The sequence below is a fragment of the Corallococcus sp. AB011P genome (assembly GCF_003611605.1).
In the GTDB taxonomy this organism is placed as follows: Bacteria; Myxococcota; Myxococcia; order Myxococcales; family Myxococcaceae; genus Corallococcus; species Corallococcus coralloides.
In genome coordinates this window covers 75,991-96,133 of record NZ_RAVX01000023.1, presented here as the reverse complement: position 1 = coordinate 96,133, position 20,143 = coordinate 75,991, and the positions used below count along the sequence as shown (strand labels likewise).

Annotated in this window: 14 protein-coding genes and 1 pseudogene; 9 read left to right on the top strand and 6 right to left on the bottom strand. The window is 69.9% G+C overall.

The window, feature by feature from the left end; genetic code table 11:
• The first annotated feature begins 1 nt into the window (after nt 1).
• Nucleotides 2-1,036, top strand: a complete 1,035-nt coding sequence (locus D7X30_RS35675; protein WP_120567432.1) for a 2-dehydropantoate 2-reductase — start codon at nt 2-4, stop codon at nt 1,034-1,036.
• A 72-nt stretch (nt 1,037-1,108) separates the two neighbouring features.
• Here D7X30_RS35675 and htpG read toward each other — a convergent pair whose 3' ends face one another.
• Nucleotides 1,109-3,052, bottom strand: coding sequence for a molecular chaperone HtpG (gene htpG, locus D7X30_RS35670; protein ID WP_120567475.1), 1,944 nt, complete (start codon nt 3,050-3,052; stop codon nt 1,109-1,111).
• Between the two features lie 132 nt (nt 3,053-3,184).
• Between htpG and D7X30_RS35665 the strand changes: the two genes are divergently transcribed.
• Genes D7X30_RS35665 through D7X30_RS35650 form a run of 4 tightly spaced genes read left to right on the top strand, consistent with a single transcriptional unit; the run spans nt 3,185 to nt 7,349 of the window.
• Nucleotides 3,185-4,903 carry a hypothetical protein gene (locus tag D7X30_RS35665; RefSeq protein WP_120567431.1) on the top strand — a complete coding sequence of 573 codons (1,719 nt, stop codon included), beginning with the start codon at nt 3,185-3,187 and terminating at the stop codon, nt 4,901-4,903.
• A 57-nt stretch (nt 4,904-4,960) separates the two neighbouring features.
• A complete protein-coding gene (locus D7X30_RS35660; RefSeq protein WP_233592001.1) occupies nt 4,961-5,704 on the top strand; it encodes a fatty acid desaturase in 744 nt (247 codons plus the stop codon).
• Nucleotides 5,705-5,738: 34 nt separating this feature from the next.
• Nucleotides 5,739-6,728: a protein-methionine-sulfoxide reductase catalytic subunit MsrP gene (gene msrP, locus D7X30_RS35655; RefSeq protein ID WP_120567429.1), complete on the top strand. Its 990-nt coding sequence runs from the start codon at nt 5,739-5,741 to the stop codon at nt 6,726-6,728.
• A 3-nt stretch (nt 6,729-6,731) separates the two neighbouring features.
• Entirely contained in the window at nt 6,732-7,349 is a 618-nt protein-coding gene (locus D7X30_RS35650) for a sulfite oxidase heme-binding subunit YedZ (protein WP_120567428.1), read from the top strand.
• A 13-nt stretch (nt 7,350-7,362) separates the two neighbouring features.
• On the opposite strand, the gene D7X30_RS35645 is transcribed toward D7X30_RS35650, so the two are convergent.
• The 4 genes from D7X30_RS35645 to D7X30_RS35630 all read right to left on the bottom strand — a co-directional run bounded on the left by D7X30_RS35645 (nt 7,363) and on the right by D7X30_RS35630 (nt 13,351).
• A complete protein-coding gene (locus D7X30_RS35645) occupies nt 7,363-7,845 on the bottom strand; it encodes a response regulator (protein ID WP_120567427.1) in 483 nt (160 codons plus the stop codon).
• Between the two features lie 120 nt (nt 7,846-7,965).
• Complete coding sequence (locus tag D7X30_RS35640; RefSeq protein ID WP_120567426.1) at nt 7,966-9,189, bottom strand: hypothetical protein; 1,224 nt, start codon at nt 9,187-9,189, stop codon at nt 7,966-7,968.
• Nucleotides 9,186-11,738, bottom strand: coding sequence for a TonB-dependent receptor domain-containing protein (locus D7X30_RS35635; protein WP_199724639.1), 2,553 nt, complete (start codon nt 11,736-11,738; stop codon nt 9,186-9,188). The genes D7X30_RS35640 and D7X30_RS35635 overlap by 4 nt, the downstream gene beginning before the upstream one ends.
• A complete protein-coding gene (locus tag D7X30_RS35630) occupies nt 11,735-13,351 on the bottom strand; it encodes a serine/threonine-protein kinase (RefSeq protein WP_120567425.1) in 1,617 nt (538 codons plus the stop codon). The genes D7X30_RS35635 and D7X30_RS35630 overlap by 4 nt, the downstream gene beginning before the upstream one ends.
• Nucleotides 13,352-13,639: 288 nt before the next feature.
• Here D7X30_RS35630 and D7X30_RS35625 point away from each other — a divergent pair, with 288 nt between their 5' ends.
• On the top strand, nt 13,640-14,509 hold the full coding sequence (locus tag D7X30_RS35625) for a cobalamin-binding protein (protein WP_120567424.1): 870 nt from the start codon (nt 13,640-13,642) through the stop codon (nt 14,507-14,509).
• 42 nt (nt 14,510-14,551) lie between these two features.
• A complete protein-coding gene (locus D7X30_RS35620; protein ID WP_120567423.1) occupies nt 14,552-16,486 on the top strand; it encodes a BamA/TamA family outer membrane protein in 1,935 nt (644 codons plus the stop codon).
• A gap of 16 nt (nt 16,487-16,502) precedes the next feature.
• Here the strand turns inward: D7X30_RS35620 and D7X30_RS35615 are convergent, their stop codons facing one another.
• Nucleotides 16,503-17,282, bottom strand: coding sequence for a UPF0489 family protein (locus D7X30_RS35615; RefSeq protein ID WP_120567422.1), 780 nt, complete (start codon nt 17,280-17,282; stop codon nt 16,503-16,505).
• 88 nt (nt 17,283-17,370) lie between these two features.
• Between D7X30_RS35615 and D7X30_RS35610 the strand changes: the two genes are divergently transcribed.
• Both D7X30_RS35610 and D7X30_RS35605 read left to right on the top strand, forming a co-directional pair.
• Nucleotides 17,371-19,551 (top strand): S9 family peptidase, encoded by a 2,181-nt coding sequence (locus D7X30_RS35610; protein WP_120567421.1) that lies wholly within the window; start codon nt 17,371-17,373, stop codon nt 19,549-19,551.
• A gap of 182 nt (nt 19,552-19,733) precedes the next feature.
• A pseudogene (locus D7X30_RS35605) lies at nt 19,734-20,143 on the top strand (S9 family peptidase); the annotation flags it as partial.

Here is a 20,143-nt window from a genome sequence, read left to right as displayed (position 1 = left end):
CATGGCTTCGACTCCTGAGGTGGTCGTCTTCGGCGCGGGCAGCATCGGCTGTTACGTGGGTGGGCGGCTCGCCGCGACGGGCGCGACGGTGCGCTTCATCGGCCGCGAGCGGGTGGTGTCGGAGGTGCGTGCGCACGGCCTGCACCTGACGGACTGGCAGGGCGCGGACCTGAAGGTGCCCGCGGCGGACGTGCGCATCGACACGGGGCCGGAGGCGCTGTCCACGGCGGACCTGGTGCTCGTCACGGTGAAGTCCGCGGCGACGGAGGAGGCGGGCCAGACGCTCGCGCCGCGGCTCAAGCCCGGGGCCATCGTCATCAGCTTCCAGAACGGACTGCACAACGCGGCGGTGCTGCGCGGGTTGCTGCCCGGACACACGGTGCTCACGGGGATGGTGCCCTTCAACGTCGCGGCGCAGGGGCAGGGCCACTTCCACGCGGGGTCGGAAGGCACGCTGGAGGTGGAGCGGCACGCGGTGCTCGCGCCGTTCGTGGACGCCTTCGTTCGCGCGGGGCTGGCGCTGAAGCAGCACGCGGACATCGTCGCGGTGCAGTGGGCGAAGCTGCTGTTCAACCTCAACAACGCGCTCAATGCGCTGGCGAACCTGCCGTTGAAGGAGGAGCTGTCCCAGCGCGCGTGGCGGCGGTGCCTGTCGCTCGCGCAGGGCGAGGCGCTGGCGGTGCTGGAACGGGCCGGGGTGAAGCCCGCGAAGCTGACGCCGCTGCCGCCGGGGTGGATTCCCGTGCTGCTGGGCTCACCGGACGCGGTGTTCGGCGTGCTGGCGAAGAAGATGCTGGCCATCGACCCGAAGGCGCGCTCGTCCATGTGGGACGACCTGCACGCGGGCCGCAAGACGGAGGTGGACTACCTCAACGGAGAGGTGGTCCGGCTGGCCCACCAACACGGCCTCTCCGCGCCGGTGAACGCACGGCTCGTGGAGCTCATCCGCGAGGCGGAAGGGGGCAACCGTCGCGCGTGGACCGGGGAGGCGCTGCTCGCGGACCTGAAGCAGGCGGAGCTCGAGAACTGGGGCTGAGACACAGGACCTGTGCGTGGCGGGCCTTGCGACCCGCACACGCACGGGAACTTCAACTCCGGGCGCCTTGGCTCAGGTGGACTGCGTCTGCGTGGCCGCCGGGGTGGCCCCCGCGTTCGAGGCCACCTGCGTGAGCAGCGCCGTCATGCGCCGGGCGAAGCGGTTCGGGTCGCTCAGCGGGCTGCCTTCCGTGAGCAGCGCCTGGTCGTGGAGCAGCTCAATCCACTCACCCACCTGCGGCGCGGCCGGGTCGTTCGCGAGGAGCCCGCGCAGGTGCTCGATGACCGGGTGCTTGGGATTGACCTCCAGGATGCGCTTGATGCGCGGCATCCCCTTGCCGCGCTCCTTGAGCAGGCGCTCCAGGTAGGCCGGCGTGCCACCCTCCGACACCACCAGGCACACCGGCGAGTCCGTGAGGCGGTCCGACACGCGCACCTCGCGCACGTCCTCCTTCAGCACGTCCTTCATCTTGTCCGTCAGGCCCTTGAGCCCTTCCGACTGCTGCTCCTTCGCCTTCTTCTCCTCGTCCGTGGACTGGAGCTTGAGGTCCGCGTTGAGCGCGGAGACCAGCGGCTTGCCCTGGAACTCACGCAGGCCCTGCGCGGCCCACTCGTCCACCGGGTCCGTCATGAAGAGCACCTCGTAGCCGCGCTGCTTCAGCGCCTCCAGGTGCGGGCTGTCCGCCACCGCCTTCCGGCTCTCGCCGTAGACGTAATAGATGGCCTCCTGGCCCTCCTTCATGCGGCCCACGTAGTCCGCCAGCGACGTGATGCCCTCTTCACGCGAGGACTCGTAGCGCACCAGCGCGCCCAGCTTCTCGCGGTACTCCGTCTCCAGCGTCAGGCCCTCCTTCACCACCGTGCCGAAGGACTCCCAGAACGTGCGGTAGTCGTCCGGCTTGTCCTTGGCCAGCTTCTCCAGGAGGTCCAGCGACTTCTTCACCACGTGCTTGCGGATGGCGCGCACCACCGCCGAGTCCTGCAACATCTCACGCGACACGTTGAGCGGCAGGTCGTCCGAGTCGATGACGCCGCGCACGAAGCGCAGCCACTGCGGCACCAGGTCCTCGCAGCGGTCCATGATGAACACGCGCTTCACGAACAGCCGCACGCCGCGCTGCTGCTGCGAATTCAGGTCGAACGGCGGGTGCTTGGGCACGAAGAGCAGGCCCGTGAACTGCTGCGTGCCGTCCGCCTTGAAGTGCGTCCACGCCAGCGGCTTGTCGAAGTCGTGCGTCAGGTGCTTGTAGAACTCCTGGTACTGCTCGTCCGTGATTTCGCTCTTCGGACGCTGCCAGAGGGCGCTGGCCTTGTTCACCACCTCCAGCGCGGTCTCCGTGGCCTGGGTGTCCCCGCTGCCCACGTGCTTCGTCACCTGGAGCTTGATGGGGTGGCCCACGTAGTCCGAGTACTGGGTGATGAGCTGCTTCAGCTTCCACTCGTCCAGGAACTCCTTCTGGTCCGCCTTCAGGTGCAGCGTGATGGCGGTGCCGCGCGTGGCCTTCTCCGCCGGCTCCACCGTGAACGTGCCGTGCGCCTCCGACGCCCACTTCCACGCGGACGTCTCACCGGCGGCGCGGCTCACCACCTCCACGCGGTCCGCGACGAGATACGCGCTGTAGAAGCCCACGCCGAACTGGCCGATGAGCTGCATGTCCTTCTGGCCCTTCTGCGCCAGTGCCTGGAGGAACTCGCGCGAACCCGAGTGCGCGATGGTGCCCAGGTTCTTCACCAGCTCGTCATGCGTCATGCCGATGCCGGTGTCCTCGATGGTGAGGGTGCCCTGGTCGGCGTTGGGGACGATTCTCAGCTCCAGCGCGGGCTCGTCCTTGAGAAGCTCCGGCTCCGTGATGGAGCGGAAGCGCAGCTTGTCCAGCGCGTCGGACGCGTTGGACACCAGCTCCCGCAGGAAGATCTCCTGGTGGCTGTAGAGCGAGTTGATGACCAGGCTCAGCAACTGCTGGATCTCCGCCTGGAATGAATGGGTTTCCCGCTGGGGGTGGGTCTCTGCGGACATGAAGGCCTCCGGGCGCTGACGGAACGCGCCAATGCCCTTCCCCATAACCATGCCCGCCGGCTTGTCGAGAAGAGGGAATCCGCCCACACCCGTCACTGGGAGGCGGGTGCGGGTTGGGGTAGGGAAGGGGGCATGCCCAAGTCCAGAACCCTGCTGCCCCTGCTCGGTGCGATGCTCCTGTCGAGCGCCGCCCCCGCCCAGGAAGCCCCCGCCCGCCTGCCGGACGCCCCGACGCTGAAGCGGATGACCGCGCGCTTCGCCCCGGTGGACGTCAAGGTGGACGTGTCCAAGCTGCCGGACGCGGAGAAGCGCGCCCTGGCCAAGGTCCTCCAGGCCGCCCGCATCATGGACCCCCTCTTCCTGAGCCAGGCGTGGGCGGGCAACCAGACGCTGCTGCTGGACCTGGTGAAGGACGCCACGCCCCTGGGCAAGGAGCGGCTGCACGCGTTCCTGCTCAACAAGGGCCCCTGGTCGCGCCTGGACGAGGCGAAGCCGTTCATCCCCGGCGTGCCGGCCAAGCCGGACGAAGGGAACTTCTATCCCGCCGGCGCCACCAAGGCGGAGGTGGAGGCGTGGGTGAAGAGCCTGCCGGAGGCGAAGCAGCACGAGGCCACGGGCTTCTTCACCACGCTGCGCAAGGGGCCGGATGGCAAGTTCGTGAGCGTGCCCTACAGCGTGGAGTACCAGGGTGAGCTGGGCATGGCCGCGCAGCTCTTGCGTGAGGCGGCGGCGCTCACCCAGCAGCCCACGCTGAAGCGCTTCCTGGAGACGCGCGCGGCGGCGTTCCTGTCCAACGACTACTACGCGAGCGAGGTCGCGTGGATGGAGCTGGACGCGAGCGTGGATCCCACCATCGGGCCCTACGAGGTCTACGAGGACGGCTGGTTCAACTACAAGGCCGCGTTCGAGGCCTTCATCGGCGTGCGCGACGACGTGGAGACGCAGAAGCTGGCGAAGTTCAGCGCGGAGCTCCAGGAGCTGGAGAACAACCTCCCGATTGAGCCGGGCCTGCGCAACCCGAAGCTGGGCGCATTGGCCCCCATCCGCGTCATCAACAGCATCTACTCCTCCGGTGACGGCAACCGGGGCGTGCAGACGGCGGCCTTCAACCTGCCCAACGACGAGCGCGTGGCGGCGGAGAAGGGCACCAAGCGCGTGATGCTGAAGAACATCCAGGAGGCCAAGTTCCAGCGCGTGCTGGTGCCCATCGCGAAGGTGGCGCTGCCCGCGAAGGACCGCAAGGACGTGTCCTTCGACGCCTTCTTCACGCACATCCTCATGCACGAGCTGATGCACGGCCTGGGGCCCCACAACGTCACCGTGGCCGGGAAGCAGACGACGGTGCGTCAGGCGCTGCAGGCGTCCTCCAGCGCCATCGAGGAGGCCAAGGCGGACATCTCCGGCCTGTGGGCGCTCCAGCGGCTGGTGGACAAGGGCACGCTGGACAAGGACCTGCAGCGGACCATGTACACGACGTTCCTCGCGTCCGCGTTCCGCTCCATCCGCTTCGGCATCGACGAGGCGCACGGCAAGGGCATCGCGCTGCAGCTCAACCACTTCCTGGACACCGGCGCGGTGAAGGTGAACGCGGACGGCACCTTCGAAGTCGTGCCGGACAAGATGCAGGCGTCCATCACGTCGCTGTCGAACCAGCTCATGACGCTCCAGGCCCAGGGCGACCGCGCCGCCGCGGAGGCGCTGCTCGCGAAGCAGGGCGTGGTGCGCCCCTCCGTGCAGAAGGTGCTGGAGCGGCTGAAGAACGTGCCGGTGGACATCGAGCCGCGCTACGTCACCGCCGACTCGCTGGTGAAGGACTTCGGCGCCCCCGCGTCCACGCCCGCGGCGAAGTAGTGTCCCGGCCTCGCTCCGTCCCACCCGCGCGCTTTTCCCATGCGCGGGGGGCGGGGCATGGCCAGTAAGGGAGCCATGGCGCCCGAGCCCTCCACCCGTCCCGCCCCTCCCGACCCGTGGGGTGTCGTGCTCGCGCTCGCGGTGGTGGGCGCGTGGGGCGGGCACCTGGCGTGGCTGCTGGCGGGGCCCGCGCTGCCGTGGGCCTCACCGCTCCCCTGGCTGCACGTCCTCCTGCAGATGTGGCTGTCCACCGGACTCTTCATCACCGGGCATGACGCCATGCACGGGACCGTGTCCCTGCATCGCCGGGTGAACGCGGCGGTGGGGATGCTGGCCTGCTTCCTCTTCGCGGGGCTGTCCTACCGCCGGCTGGTGGTGAACCACCGCGCGCACCACGTGGACCCCACCGGCGAGCACGACCCGGACTTCGCGGCCCGGGGGCGGGCCTTCTGGCCGTGGTTCGCGGCCTTCATGGTCCGCTACACGACGTGGCTTCAAATCGCGGTCATGGCGCTGAAGTTCAACGTGCTGCTGTGGCTGGGCGTGCCCCAGGCGCGCATCCTGGCCTTCTGGGTGCTGCCGTCGGTGCTGGCCACCGTGCAGCTGTTCTATTTCGGCACGTACCTGCCGCACCGGCGCCCGGAGACGGAGGGGATGGCGCCGCACCATGCGCGCTCCCTGCCTCGCAACCACCTGTGGGCCCTGCTGTCGTGCTTCTTCTTCGGCTACCACTGGGAGCACCATCAGTCCCCCGGCACGCCCTGGTGGCGGCTGTGGCGGGTGAAGGACGCCCGGCGGTAACCGGAAAAGGCGCTGGGGCGTTATAGAGGGAGTCATGCGCGACAAGCTCCCTCCCGAGCCCCCCGGCTCCGAAGTGACGCCCGAGAAGCTCTACGTGCGCCGCCGCGAGTTCATCAAGAACGCGGGCCTGTTCGCGGGCACGGCCGCGGTGGTGGGCGGCGGGCTGTACCTGTTGGGCATGAAGCGCACCCGGCCCATGGACGGCTTCGTGCCGGACGCGGGCGCGGTGGACCAGCCGGTGGTGCCCGCCCAGGGCCTCTTCAGCACGGACGAGCCGCGCACGCCCTACGAGGACATCACCACCTACAACAACTTCTACGAGCTTGGCCTGGACAAGAACGACCCGGCCCGCCGCGCGCACCTGTTGAAGACGCGGCCGTGGACGGTCGTCATCGACGGGGAGGTCCACAAGCCGTGGACCGTGGACGTGGATCAGCTCATCTCCGCCTTCCCTCTGGAGGAGCGCGTCTACCGGATGCGGTGCGTGGAGGCCTGGTCCATGGTGATTCCGTGGCTGGGCCTGCCCCTGGGCAAGCTGCTGGACCGCGTGCAGCCCACGTCCTTCGCGAAGTACGTGGCCTTCACCACGCTGGAGGACCCGGAGCAGCTGCCCGGCCAGAAGAGCCCGGTGCTGAACTGGCCCTACGTGGAAGGCCTGCGCCTGGATGAGGCGCAGCACCCGCTGACGCTCTTGGCCACGGGCCTGTACGGCAAGCAGCTGCCCGCGCAGAACGGCGCCCCGCTGCGGCTGGTGGTGCCGTGGAAGTACGGCTTCAAGGGCATCAAGTCCATTGTCCGCATCACGCTCACGCGCGAGCAGCCGCCCACGACGTGGAACATCACCAACAAGCGCGAATACGGCTTCTACGCCAACGTCAACCCGGCGGTGGATCACCCGCGCTGGAGCCAGGCCACGGAGCGCCGCATCGGTGAGACCTCACGCCGGCCCACGCTGCCCTTCAACGGCTACGCGGACGCCGTGGCCGGCCTCTACCGCGACATGGACCTGAAGCGGGACTTCTGAACGATGGCCTCCTCCAAGCTCCCCTGGCTCAACCCCGCCATCGCCGTCGGAGGGCTCTCTCCGCTGCTGCTCCTCGCGGTGCAGGGGGCGCAGGGACAGCTGGGGGCCAACGGCATCGAGTTCGCCCTCAACCAGACGGGCCTCTTCGCGCTGGCGGTGCTGCTGGGGTCGCTGGCGTGCACGCCGGTGCGGCTGGTGACGGGCTGGACGTGGCCCGCGCGCATCCGCCGCACGCTGGGGCTGTTGGCCTTCACCTACGCGGCGGCGCACTTCCTCACCTACGCCGTGTTGGATCAGGGCCTGGACGTGCGCGCCATGGCGGAGGACGTCTTCACGCGGCCCTTCATCACCGTGGGCTTCACCGCGCTGCTGCTGCTGGTGCCGCTGGCCGTCACCTCCACCAACACGTGGGTGCGGAGGCTGGGCTTCCCCGCGTGGCAGCGGCTGCACCGGCTGGCCTACGTGGCCGCGGTGCTGGGCGTGGTGCACTTCGTGTGGCGGGTGAAGAAGGACGTCACGGAGCCGGTGCTCTACGGGGCCGTCCTGGCGCTGCTCTTCGCCGTGCGCGTGGGTGAGGCGCTGCGCAAGCGGCGGGCGCTCGCGCGGGAGCGCCCGGCCTGAGCGCAAAGCTCAGCTACTTCGCGGTGGCGCGGGGCAGCGGGAGGATGGTGTCCACCAGCGTCATCAGCTGCGCGCAGCTGACCGGCTTGCGCACGAAGGCGCTGATGCCGGCCTTCTGGCCCAGCGCGCGCACCTCCGCCACGTTCGGGTCGCCCGTCATCATCAGGATGGGGACCTTGGACAGCCTGGCGTTGGTGCTGGCGCGGATCTGCCCGGCGAAGTCCGCGCCGTTCATCCCGTCCATGTGGAAGTCGGTGAGGATGAGATCCACATGCTCCGCTTCGGCGACCTTGAGGCCTTCCTCGGCGGACTCCGCCTCCAGGAACTCGAAGCTGCGGGCCATGAGGTAGATCTTCAGCAGCGTCCGGATGGAGCGGCTGTCGTCCACCAGCAACACGCGCTGCGGGCCGGTCCCCCCGGTCGGACGGACCGTGGGCGTGCTCCCCGTGGGACGGGAGGGCGCGTTTTCGGGGGCGGAGAGAGGACCGGCCTTCATCGGAATCAAAACCTCGGGGAGGAAACGCCTCCAGCGGCTTCGCCCATGGTCGCGGAAGGGCCCTGCGAAGTCAAAGCAACCAGGGCACCGCGCCGCGATTTCGGGAGGGCGAAAACGACCTCAGCGGACCTCCAGCACGAAGGCCTGGGATTGCACGCCCGGCAGCCCCACGGCCTCCGCGAGCGCCGGGTCCAGCTCATTGGGCAGCCGCCACGTCTGACCCGTGGACTGCAGCAGGGTGACGCTGTAGCGACCCGGGGGGACGGCCGCGAGCGGCGCGGGCGCGGCGGGGTCGCGCGCGTCCAGCGCCAGTGCGCGGATGGCCACCACCAGCTGCGGGACGAAGACGGGCTGCGTGCGGGGCTTCCCCTGTTCGTCGAGCAGCGCGGCGAGCAGGGCGTCGGGCGCCAGGCCTGCCGCCAGCACGGTCACGTCCGGCTTGCCGTCCTTGCCGCCATTGGCGCGCGCGTAGTCCACACCCTCCTCATCCACCATGCCGTCGCGGTTGAGGTCGTTCTCGTCCACGTAGCCCGTCACGCCGTCCGCCAGCTTGCGGACGATGACGCGCGGCCAGAAGTCCGGCACGCCGTCGCCGTTGGCGTCGTCCGGGATGCCGTCCTTGTTGGCGTCGATCAGCTGCACCCAGAAGCCCGGAGGCCGCTGGTCCACCGCGCCGGTGAGGACCTGGGGCGTGAGCGTCAGCGTCTTCAGGGGCGTGGTCGCGGTGTTGAACTCGCGCGCGTCCGCGGTCTGGAAGGCGGGCCGGTCGAAGGGCACGGTGGCCGAGTCCGCGAAGGACACGGAGACGCCGGTGAGCGGCTGGGGCCAGCCGTCCGCGTCCGTCGTCACTTCCAGGACGCGCGTGGCGCCGTTGGCGGGGTCCACCGCGCCGCCGCCCACGTCGCCCGCGTTGGGCTCGGAGGTGACGCCGTACCAGGGGTTGAAGTCGGACACGTGGCAGGGCTGCGGGAGGGTCCGGCAGGTGTCCGCGTCGATGAAGCCGCGCAGCAGATAGCGGCCCGGCTCCACCAGGCTCAGCGAGAACGGCGCGGTGAAGGGGCCCGTGGAGCTGTCCCCCAGGGACGCGCCGAACAGCTCCGCGGCGGTGACGACGGTGAAGGCCAGCGGCCGGCCGGAGCCCGCGGGCGGCGGCGGGTTGGCCGCGTCGTAGATGAACACGATGGCGTTGCCGCGGGCGCGCGACTGCACCACCAGGCTGCCCTCGATGCGGGCCGTGCGCGTGTGCTGGCGGCCGTCCGCCGTGGGCACCACGTCCGGGGCATCACAGCCGCCGGACAGGAGCGACGCGAGCGTGAACGCGAGGAAGGGAAGGGCGCGCTTCATGGGGTCACCGTGAGGTTGGCGAACACGCGCCGCTCGATGCGGTTGCCGAAGGGGTGCTCCGCGTGGCCGCCACCGAGCTGGCTGCCCTGCAGCGCCACGGAGACGAAGTCCTTCACCACGATGTAGCCCACGCGGGCGTTGACGACGGTGTACGCGGGGAGGTTGTTGGCGATGAGGTCCACGCGCGTCGGGTCGGACGCGGAGGGCTCGCGCTCCACCCAGGTGGTGGAGGTCGTGAACGCCGCTTCGATGCCGAATTCCAGGTCCGTGCGCGTGCGGTAGGTGACGCCGCCGAAGAGCCGGAAGGCCGGCGTCTGGCTGCACGTGCCGCACTGGCCCTCGTCCGGAAGGTCGGAGCTGACGTGCTGGTACGCGGCGCTCGCCTTCACGCCCAGGCCGTCGATGGGGGACACGTTGATGCCCGCCTCGACGCCGCGCGCGGTGTAGATGGCGGCCTCGTTGGTGAACATGGAGCGGCCCAGCAGGTAGTTGCCGGTGCCGCTGTCGAAGGATTCGCCGGCGGGCAGGGGCTGCACGGGCGAGAGGGCAATGAGGTCCTTCACCGTGTTCTGGTAGAGGGCCACGTCCCAGTCCAGACCCAGGCGCGGGGACTCACCGCGCCAGCCCAATTCCAGCGCGTTGAGGCGCTCGGGGCGCAGCGTCCGGTTGCCGGTGGTCAGCAGGCTCACGCCGTTGACGCCCGGCACGGGCACGGGCAGCCGGGTGTAGCTCTCCAGGAACGTGGGCTCGCGGAAGGCGGTGGCCACGGACGCGCGGAAGGCGTGCCCTTCAATGGGCTGGAACACCGCCGACAGGCGCGGCGACTGCGCGATGCCCGGGTTGCCCTTGTCGAGCAGCGGGTGGCGGTCCACGCGGTAGCTGACGATGAGGCGCAACGGCTGCACGATGCGCCACTCGTCCTGGACGAAGGCCGCCGCGTGGAACTCCTCGCGCAGGTCGTCCAGGTACTGGAAGGCCACGCGCTTCAAGCGGCCCTCCACGCCGATGTTCACCTGGTGCTCACCGGCCAGCTCGAAGCCGCGCGCGTACAGCGCTTCACCGTTGAAGACGTTGGACGCGACGCTGGTGCCCAGCGAGCGCTGGCCAATGGCCTCGTACTGCGGACCCGCGTCGCCGGACAGGTGGTTCCAGAACGCCTTGAGCTTCACGGCGCCCAGCTCCACGTCGGCCTTGGCGTACGCGCCCAGACCGTCGATGTAGTAGTTGCGCAAGAGGCCCAGCGGATAGATCTCCGTCAGGTAGCGGTGCACGCCGCCGGAGACGCCAATCGCGCGGCCCTCCTCGAACGTGTAGACGGTGGACAGGTTGGCGCGAGCCCCGCGCTGCCCCAGGTCCGGATCCGCGGGCCCCTGAAGCGCGAAGTCCGGACGGCCGGACTCGTAATCGCGGCTCCACTTGTCCTGCTGTTGGTAGGCGGCGGACGCGCGGTAGCGCAGGCTCCCGTTCTGCCCGTGGCTGACGAAGGAGCCCTGCACGGTGTTGCCGCCGCCCGCCATGGCGCTGAAGCGCGCGCGCCGGCCGGTGCCGGGGGCCTGGGTGATGATGTTGATGACGCCCAGCATCGCGTTGGCGCCGTACAGCGCGCTGCCCGGACCGCGGATGACCTCGATGCGGTCGATCTCCTCCAGGCCGATGGGCAACCCCGCCCACACGGTGAGGCCGAGGAAGTCCTGGTACTCCGTGCGGCCGTCCACCAGCACCAGCACCTTGTTGGCCAGGCGCTGGTTGAAGCCGCGCAGGCTGACGTTGGCGCTGCCCACGCCCATGGCCATCACGTCCGCGCCGGGCACGCGGCGCAAGAGCTCCGGCAGCGTGGTGGCGCCCGACAGGCGGATGTCCTCCGCGGTGATGACGGTGGTGGCGTTGGGCGCTTCCAGCGAGGACTGGGCGCGGCGGCTGGCCGTCACCACGCGCTCTTCATACGGCACCAGGCCCTGGTCGCCGGAGGTGTCGCCGGACTCGGCGCCGCCGCTGGCGGTGGGGCCGGGCGTGGCGGCGGGCTGCTGCGGGCCCTGGGGCTGGGCGGTGAGCGACTCCGCGCGGTTGACGGCCTTCTCCAGCCGCTCCATGAGCGTGGCCAGCTGCTGCTGGGCCTGGATGCTCGTGGGGGGCGGCGGCGGCATGGGCAGGCCGGTGGTGGAGCCTGACGTGCCGGGTTGGGTGCCGGGCTCGGGCGCCTCCGCCTGCGCGGCCTGGCGCGTGGCCTCCAGGCGCGTCACCTGGGCCTGCACGTTGGTGGCGTCCGGCGGATTGGAGGCGAGGTAGCGCTTGTAGGCGTCCAGCGCTTCGTCCAGCCGGCCCGCGTCCTGGTACGCCCGGGCGATGTTGTAGAGGACGCTGGGGTGCGGCTTGATGGTGTAGGCCGCTTCCAGCTCGGCGATGCCTTCATCGAACTGCTTCTGCTCGATGAGGTTCATGCCGTTGCGGAAGTGGCGGCGCGCTTCAAGTCGCGCGTCCGCCAGGGCCTCGGTCGCGCAAAGACACAGCGCGAGGAGCGCCCCACGTCGGAAGGCTGTCGGGGGATTCACTGGTACGGATCGTCCTTGTACGAGGAGCTGGGAGCCTTGGGGGAAGGCTTCGGTCCCGGCTGCTTCTTGATGCGCGGAAGCTTGATGGAGACGTTGACGGTGGTGCCCGGCTCGCCCGAATAGGTCTTGCTCACGGTCTGGTAGCCGTCCATCGCGAACGACACCTCCACGTCAGCGAGGCCCGGTGCGTCCGGAGTGTGGTTGATGACCAGCGGGGTATTGCCGCGCACCCTGCCGTTGAGCTTCACCTCCGCGCCCGGGGGATCGCTCTCCACGTCGAAGCGCACGGCGCGGGGGGGCGCCGGGTTCGCCGCCACCGGGGCTTCCGCGACGGCGGCGGTTTCGCGAGCGGGCGGCGGCGGAGCGACGGGGGTGCGCGCCACGGGGGCGGACACGGCCGGCTCCACCGGGGGCTTCTGGCCCCCGCGCAGCACGAAGATGCCCGCCACGCCCAGCCCCACGAACAGGGACGCGCCAAACAGCGCGATGCCCAGGCCCTTGCGGGACTTCTTCTCCGTGAGGCTGCCGGCCTCGTCCACGGAGATGTCCAGCGCCATGGTGTTGGGCGCGGGCGTGGGGCCGGAGCCCAGCGCCTGGTGGGGGCCGGTGTGGATGCCGCTGTGCGGACCGCTGTGGGGGCCGGAGCCCACCGCGTTGAGGCCGGTGCGCGTGGCGAAGACGCCGCTGACGCCGGACGCGGACGCGGCGGTGCGCATGCCCTGGATCACGGCGTCCATGGACGCGTAGCGGTCCACGGGGCGCTTGGCCAGGCACTTCATCACCAGCGCCTCCACCTCCGCGGGCACGTTGTGGTCCGGCCACACGGTGTGGAAGGGGGGCGGCGGGTCGTTGATGTGCTTGACGATGACGTCGATGCTCTGCGCCGCCTGGAAGGGCGGCCGGCCCATCAGCACCTGGTAGAGCACCACGCCCAGGCTGTACACGTCGCTGCGCGGATCCGCGATGTTGCGCGCCTGCTCCGGCGCCATGTACTGCGGCGAGCCCAGGATGACGCCCGCCTGCGTGAGGGTGGTGTCCTCCTTCATGGAGGCGTCGCCCGAGAAGGACTTCACCAGTCCGAAGTCCAGGACCTTCACCACGTCGTGATCAGCCTCCTGGTTGAGGATCATCACGTTGGCGGGCTTGAGGTCGCGGTGGATGAGGCCGACCTTGTGCGCCTCGCGCAGCGAGCGGGCCACCTGCTGCCCGATGGCAAGCGCGCGCTCCCACGGCAGCGGCCCTTCCTGGGTGAGCAGCTGCGACAGCGTCAGCCCCTCCAGGTACTCCATGGCGATGTAGTAGATGCCGTCTTCCGTCTTGCCGTAGTCGATGACGGTGACGGTGTTCGGATGGCGCAGCTTCGCGGTGACGCTGGCCTCCAGGAAGAAGCGCTTCTGGAAGCCCGGGTCCTTGCCCTCGCCGCTGTACTGCGGGTTGAGGACCTTGAGCGCCACCAGCCGGTCCAACGGGGCCTGCATGGCCTTGTAGACGCGGCCCATGCCTCCGGCGCCAAGCGTCTCCAGAATGCGGAAGCGCTCGTTGAGGATCCGCCCGAGCAGGGGATCCGGCACGTCGGCGGGCGCGCCCTGGCGGCGGGCGTCGCTTTCGATCATGTGTTCCCCCAAAGCGAAGAGAAGGACCGCATACGTCGTTTCAGACCCAGCGGATGCTAGCACCGCCTTTGAAAACCGCCCAAGAGACGTGCCGCTATCATCGCCGCGCCCCAGCACCGAGTTTCCGGCCCGCGCGGCGCGCTCGCACTCCCGCACTTCCCGTGCTGCCACGTCCCCGGTGGGGGGTGGAAAACGAGGAAATCAGCGTCCGTTGCCGCACAGTTCGTGGCAACTGGTGCGTCGCGTCATCCCCGGTGACAGGGGCTCGGGCGGGTTAGGGTTTCCCGCATGAATGCTGGTCTGTCCGCGCTGTTGTCGTCAGCGCCGCGTCATCCGCGGCGGGTGGTGTGCCTGACGGAGGAGACGACGGAGGTGCTCTACCGCATTGGCGCGGGGGACCTGGTCGTCGGTGTGTCGGGGTTCACGGTGCGGCCTCCGGAGGCGCGCAAGAAGCCGAAGGTCAGCTCGTTCCTGGACGCGAACTTCGAGCGGATATTGGAGCTGAAGCCGGACCTGGTGCTGGGCTTCAGCGACCTGCAGGCGGACATCGGCCGGGAGCTGTGCAAGCGCGGGGTGCCCGTGTACCTGTTCAACCAGCGCTCGCTCGCGGAGATATTGCAGGCGGTGCGGCTCACCGGGGCGTTGGTGGGCCGGGCGGAGCCCGCGGAGGCGCTGGCGGTGGAGCTGGAGAAGAACCTGGAGCGTCACTCGGACGCGGCGCAGTCCCTGCCGAAGCGGCCGCGCATCTTCTTCGAGGAGTGGCACGAGCCGCTCATCTCCGGCATCCGCTGGTGTTCGGAGCTGGTGGAGGTGGTGGGTGGGGTGGACGTGTGCCAGGAGTCGCGCGCGTCGCAGGGGGCGAAGGGCCGCATCTTCGACCCGGAGGAGGTAGCGAAGCGCGACCCGGAGGGCGTCATCGCCAGCTGGTGCGGGCGCAAGGCGAAGCGGGAGAAGATTTCCTCCCGGCCGGGTTGGGCCAGCGTGCGGGCGGTGGTGGACGACCAGCTCTACGAAGTGAGGAGTTCCTACATCCTCCAGCCGGGGCCGGCGGCGCTGTCGGACGGAGTGGATCAGCTGGCCCGCATCGTGGCGGCCATCGCGAAGGGGGAGAAGCTGCCCATGGCCCGGCCGGGAGACCTGCGCACCGCGCTGACGTGAGCGGAGGCTGGCGGCAGGCGCGGCGCATGACAGGATGCGCGCGTGCCGCTCTCACTGCCCGTCCTGCTGGTCACCGTGCTCGCCGCGATGGGCACGCCGTCGGGACAGGAGCCACCCGAGCCGGTCTCCGGCAAGCCCCAGGACGTCGTGCCGCCGGACGCGCCGGTGCGCTCGCCGGACGTCGATCCGTCGGGCGTGTCGAACACGGAGGTCGCGGCGCCGCCCCGCTCGGAAGAGGTCCCGGTGGGGCCGGAGGGCCCGCAGCCGCCCGTGGTCACCACGGACGCGGAGCGCACGAAGAACTACGAGGAGGCGCTCATCGCCTGGGGTCTGGGCGAGGTCGAGCGCCAGATAGAGCCCGCGCCCCAGGGCAAGGTGCTGGAGGAGGTGCTCGTCACCGCGGAGGAGGTGGTCGCGCCGATGGATCCGTATCCATCGCTGCTCAACATCTTCCACGTCCGCACCCGCGATGAAGTCGTCAGGCAGGAGGTGCTGATTTCACCGGGGCAGCCGTACTCGGAGGCGCTCGTCGCGGAGTCGGTGCGCAACCTGCGCAAGCTGGGCCTGTTCTCCGTCGTGCGCGCGGTGCCGGTGAAGGGCAGTGCTCCGGACAAAGTCGCGCTGCTGCTGGTGACCAAGGACCTGTGGTCGCTGCGGCTCAACAACGAGTTCTCCGCCGTGGGCTCGCTGTTGCTGTACCTGCGCCTGCAGGGCACGGAGCAGAACTTCCTGGGGCGCGGCAAGAAGGTGGCGCTGGACTTCATCATGCGCCTGGACACGTTCAGCTTCGGCCAGAGCTACACGGACCGGCGCGTGCTCGGCAGCCGCTGGTCGCTGACGGAGTCCGCCGCGGTGCTCATCAACCGCGACACGGGCAGGGCTGAGGGCTCGCGCGGAAGCCTCGTTGTCAGCCGGCCGCTGTATTCGCTGGCCACGCCATGGAGCCTGAGCACGTCCGTGGCGTGGAACATGGAGACCGCGCGGCAGTTCCGGGGCGCGGACATCTGGCAGCTCCCGTTCCCGGACGGCGAACCCGTGCCGTACATCTACAACGCGCGCGAGGTGGCCGCGGGCGCCACGTACACGCGCTCCTACGGCCAGCGCTACAAGTGGAACGTGGGCATGGGCGCGGGGGCCTATCACTACGCCTACGCCGCGCCGGTGGCGTCGCAGCTCACCGACGCGCAGACGGACTGGTTCCGCCGCAACTACCTGCCGCGCGCGGAGGACGCGGGGTACGCGAACTTCTCCCTCAGCGCCTTCGAGGCCCGCTACGACGTGCTTCGCAACGTGGACTCGTACGCGTTGTCGGAGGACTTCCAGCTGGGGCACTCGGTGCTGGCCACGCTGCGCTACGCGCCGCCGGTGTTCCCGTCCGCCGCGCACTTCGCGGAAGGGGGCCTGTCCCTGCGCTACCGCGTGCACTGGGGCGACGCGCTCACCACCGCGTCCGCGGCCGCGTCCCTCCGCCAGCAGTTCAGTGCCAATCAGCCGGGCGTGAAGGAGGGCTGGACGAACCGCCGCTGGGCCGCGGAGCTGGTGCAGGTGTCGCCGCGCGTGCTCGGGGGCCGCTTCGTGGCGCGAGGCCTGCTGGACGTGAACATCGACGACCTGTCCGAGCGCGTGAGCCTGCTGGGCGGCAGCAACGGCCTGCGCGGCGCGGCCGTGGATGCGTACTCCGGCAGGCGGCTGCTGCTGGTGAACCTGGAGTACCGCACCGCGCCGCTCGTCGTGCGCACGGTGCACGTGGGCGGCGTGTTCTTCCTCGACTCGGGCAGCGCGTTCAACGAGCGGCCGGAGATGGTGACCACCGTGGGCGTGGGCCTGCGGGTGCTGTTCCCCCAGTTCAACGTGTTCCCGTTCCGCATCGACTTCGGCTACGTGCTCAACGGCGACCGTCCCCCCGTGGGCAGCCGCCTGTCGCTCAGCAGCGGGCAGGTGACGGACTACCGGCCCAACTTCCTCGACTCGCCCTGAGCCGGCTCCGGACGCTTCAGGGAGGCTCGACGCGCAGCAGCTCGCGGAAGAGGACCTCCGCCACGTCGCGGAACAACTCGCCGGACGCGAGCAGCCCGCCGCAGTGGTGGGGTTCGCGCGCGAGCGTCAGCGCCACCGCCTTGCCCAGCACCGCGTCCCAGAAGGGCTCCGAGTCGAGCGGCAGGAGGAACTCACGGATGATGGCCTTCGGCCACGGCAGCACGGTGGTGGGGTCCGCGTCGCTCAAGCTGGTGAAGCAATCCAGGTCCACGTCCAGCAGCACGGCGGACGCGGCCTCCAGCACGTCGCGCACCGCGTCCGTGGGGCCAGGGCGCAGGTACGCCTCCGCCGCGCGGTCCACGGTCGTCACCGTCACGATGCGGTGCGAGCGGCCGCGCGTGTCCACGTAGGTGTCCCCGGCGAAGGAGCCCCGGGGCCGGGTGCGCGCGATGATCAACGCGTCGCCCACGAGGTTCGCCTCCATCGCCGCGAGGATGTGGTCGTAGTTGCGCACGTCCAGCTTCCACCGCGCGTGTTCGTCCAGCGCGCGCAGGCCGGCGGAGCGGTCCGGCATGTCGGCGGGGCGCTCCGGCACCACGATGTCCAGGTGCCGGTCCAGCGTGACGAGCAGGGCAGGGGGACCGGCATCGCCCAGGGCACACGCCCACGAGGGCAGCGCGAGTCGATGTGGGTCGAACACATAGGCATCCGTCGGGCCCCGGCCTCCGCCCAGGCCCAGCCGCACCACGCCCGCGAGGCGCAGGTGGCGCAGGGCGTCGTCATTTTTCGAATTCATGCGGGACGAAATCCCCTCCAGGCTCCGGCGTTCAGGGGATGTCCATCCTGCCGCGAAAGGAGCCCCGTCCCGCGGGGTTCAATCACGCATGCGTCCATTCGTCACCGTCGTGTTGCTCCTCCTGGCGATGCCCGTCCTGGCCCAGGAGCCTTCGTCCTTCTTGCGCCAGTACGCGGAGACGGGCCGGTTCATGAACGGGAGGCCCGTGAACGCGCGCATCACCCCGGACGAGAAGTCCGTCCTCTTCCTGCGCACGTCCCCTACATCCAACGTGCGGATGCTCTACGCGTTCGACGTGGCCAGCGGGCAGACGCGGGAATTGCTCACCCCCGAAGCCCTGCTCAAGGGCGCGGAGGAGACGCTGTCCCCCGAGGAGAAGGCCCGCCGCGAGCGCATGCGCGTGAGCGCCCGGGGCTTCACCTCCTACAGCCTCTCCGAGGACGGCACCCAGCTGCTGGTGCCCCTCTCCGGCCGGCTCTACGTGGTGGACCGGGCGACGGGGAAGTCCACGGAGCTGAAGACGGGGCCCGGCGTCATCGACCCTCGCCTGTCGCCGGACGGCAAGCAGGTGGCGTACGTGCGCGAGCACGACGTGTACCGGGTGGACCTGGCCGCCAATCAGGAGAAGCGCGTCACGCAGGGTGGCACGGCGGAGAAGACACACGGTCTGGCGGAGTTCGTGGCGCAGGAGGAGATGAGCCGCTTCTCCGGCTACTGGTGGAGCCCGGACTCGAAGTTCATTGCCTACGCGGAGTCCGACACGTCCGACGTGGAGAAGCTCACCGTCGTGGACGTGATGCACCCGGAGCAGCCCGGTGCCTCCTTCCCCTATCCACGCGCGGGCAAGGCGAACGCGAAGGTGCGCCTGGGCATCACGCCCGTGACGGGTGGCAAGACCGTGTGGGCGCAGTGGGACGCGCGGAAGTACCCGTACCTGGCCACGGTGAAGTGGGACAAGGGCGGGCCGCTCACCCTCGTCGTGCAGAACCGCCTCCAGACGGAGGAGCAGGTGCTGGCGGTGGACCCCGCCACGGGCAAGACGCGCGTCCTCCTCACGGAACGGGACGCGGCGTGGATCGACCTGCACCAGGAGTTCCCGTTGTGGCTGGAGGATGGCTCCGGCTTCCTCTGGTACACCGACCGCAACGGCGCTTCGGAGGTGGAGCTGCGCAAGGCCAACGGGGAGCTGGACCGCTCCGTGGTGAAGCCGGGCGTCGGCTTCCGGAGCCTCACCCACTACGTGCAGGCGGACCGGACGCTCTTCTTCAACGGCGACCCGAACCCCACCGAGAACCACCTGTGGCGCGTGAAGCTCGGTGAGGCGCCGATGCGAGTGGCCACGGGCACGCGCGGTCCCGCCCTGGAGTACGGGCTCGTCTCCAAGAACGGGGGCCTCATCGTCCTCAACAGGCAGAGCCCCAAGGGCATGCCGCGCACGTTGGTGCTCAAGGGCGACGGCATGATGCTGGGCGAACTGCCCTCCATCGCCCAGGAGCCCCCCTTCACGCCGGACTTCGAGGTGCGTCAGGTGGGCGCGAGGAAGTTCTGGACCTCGCTGGTGAAGCCCCGTGACTTCAAGCCCGGCCAGAAGCTGCCCGTCATCGTGGACATCTACGGCGGCGCCATCGTCACCACGGTGCACCAGTCCATGTCCCTGCACCTGCTGGACCAGTGGATGGCGGATCAGGGCTTCCTGGTGGTGAAGGTGGACGGACGCGGCACGCCGCTGCGCACCTCCGAGTGGAATCGCGCCGTGAAGCACGACTTCGCCACCGTCACCCTGGATGATCAGATTGAGGCGGTGCAGGCCCTGGCGAAGGAGGTGCCGGAGATGGACCTGAGCCGCGTGGGCATCTTTGGCTGGAGCTTCGGCGGCTACATGTCCGCCCTTGCCGTGATGAAGCGACCGGACTTCTTCAAGGCCGGCGTCGCGGGCGCACCGGTGACGGACTGGCGCGACTACGACACGCACGCGACCGAACGCTACCTGGGCCTGCCGGAAGAAAGCCCCCAGGCCTATGAGGTCAGCAGCCTGCTCACGTACGCGAAGAAGGAAGGGCCCATCGGCGCGCTGCTGGTGATTCACGGCACCGCGGACGACAACGTCTACTTCTTCCACGCGCTGAAGCTGTCGGATGCGCTGTTCCGCGCGGGCAAGCCGCACCAGCTGCTGCCCCTGTCCGGCCTCACTCACATGGTGGCGGACCCGCTCGTCACGGAGCGTCAGTACGAGCGCGTCATCACCCACTTCCAGCAGAACCTGAAGTAGCGGGAGGTCCCGCCCGGTATCGTCCGCTTCCGGTGGGAATCCTCGCAGGGGCCGGACGTTGGGAGGGCCGCGCGGCGGCCGGAGTGTAGGCTTGCCCGCACCTTCCCGCGAAAGGAGCCCCGCCCCGCGCGGGGATTCAGCTACGCATGCGTCAGGTCCTTACCGCCGCCGCGCTTCTCCTCATGAGCAGCGCTCCCTCCATCGCCCAGGAGCGCAAACCCTCCGCCATGGCCCCTTCGCAAAAGCAGCCGGACACCTTCCTGCGTCAGTACGCCGAAACGCGCCGCTTCCAGAGCGGCCGCCCGGTGGGCACGCGCATCACCCCGGACGAGAAGTCCGTCCTCTTCCTGCGCACGTCCCCCACGTCCAACGTGCAGATGCTCTACGCGTTCGACGTGGCCGGCGGCCAGGCGCGTGAGCTGCTCACGCCCGAAGCCCTGCTCAAGGGCAGCGAGGAGACGCTGTCCCCCGAGGAGAAGGCCCGCCGCGAGCGCATGCGCGTGAGCGCCCGGGGCTTCACCTCCTACAGCCTCTCCGAGGACGGCACCCAGCTGCTGGTGCCCCTCTCCGGCCGGCTCTACGTGGTGGACCG

Excerpts from the sequence above, each read along its gene's own strand:
- D7X30_RS35675 (WP_120567432.1), top strand. The coding sequence starts at position 2 with ATGGCTTCGACTCCTGAGGTGGTCGTCTTCGGCGCGGGCAGCATCGGC.
- htpG (WP_120567475.1), bottom strand. The coding sequence starts at position 3,052 with ATGTCCGCAGAGACCCACCCCCAGCGGGAAACCCATTCATTCCAGGCG.
- D7X30_RS35665 (WP_120567431.1), top strand. The coding sequence starts at position 3,185 with ATGCCCAAGTCCAGAACCCTGCTGCCCCTGCTCGGTGCGATGCTCCTG.
- D7X30_RS35660 (WP_233592001.1), top strand. The coding sequence starts at position 4,961 with ATGGCCAGTAAGGGAGCCATGGCGCCCGAGCCCTCCACCCGTCCCGCC.
- msrP (WP_120567429.1), top strand. The coding sequence starts at position 5,739 with ATGCGCGACAAGCTCCCTCCCGAGCCCCCCGGCTCCGAAGTGACGCCC.
- D7X30_RS35650 (WP_120567428.1), top strand. The coding sequence starts at position 6,732 with ATGGCCTCCTCCAAGCTCCCCTGGCTCAACCCCGCCATCGCCGTCGGA.
- D7X30_RS35645 (WP_120567427.1), bottom strand. The coding sequence starts at position 7,845 with ATGAAGGCCGGTCCTCTCTCCGCCCCCGAAAACGCGCCCTCCCGTCCC.
- D7X30_RS35640 (WP_120567426.1), bottom strand. The coding sequence starts at position 9,189 with ATGAAGCGCGCCCTTCCCTTCCTCGCGTTCACGCTCGCGTCGCTCCTG.
- D7X30_RS35630 (WP_120567425.1), bottom strand. The coding sequence starts at position 13,351 with ATGATCGAAAGCGACGCCCGCCGCCAGGGCGCGCCCGCCGACGTGCCG.
- D7X30_RS35625 (WP_120567424.1), top strand. The coding sequence starts at position 13,640 with ATGAATGCTGGTCTGTCCGCGCTGTTGTCGTCAGCGCCGCGTCATCCG.
- D7X30_RS35615 (WP_120567422.1), bottom strand. The coding sequence starts at position 17,282 with ATGAATTCGAAAAATGACGACGCCCTGCGCCACCTGCGCCTCGCGGGC.
- D7X30_RS35610 (WP_120567421.1), top strand. The coding sequence starts at position 17,371 with ATGCGTCCATTCGTCACCGTCGTGTTGCTCCTCCTGGCGATGCCCGTC.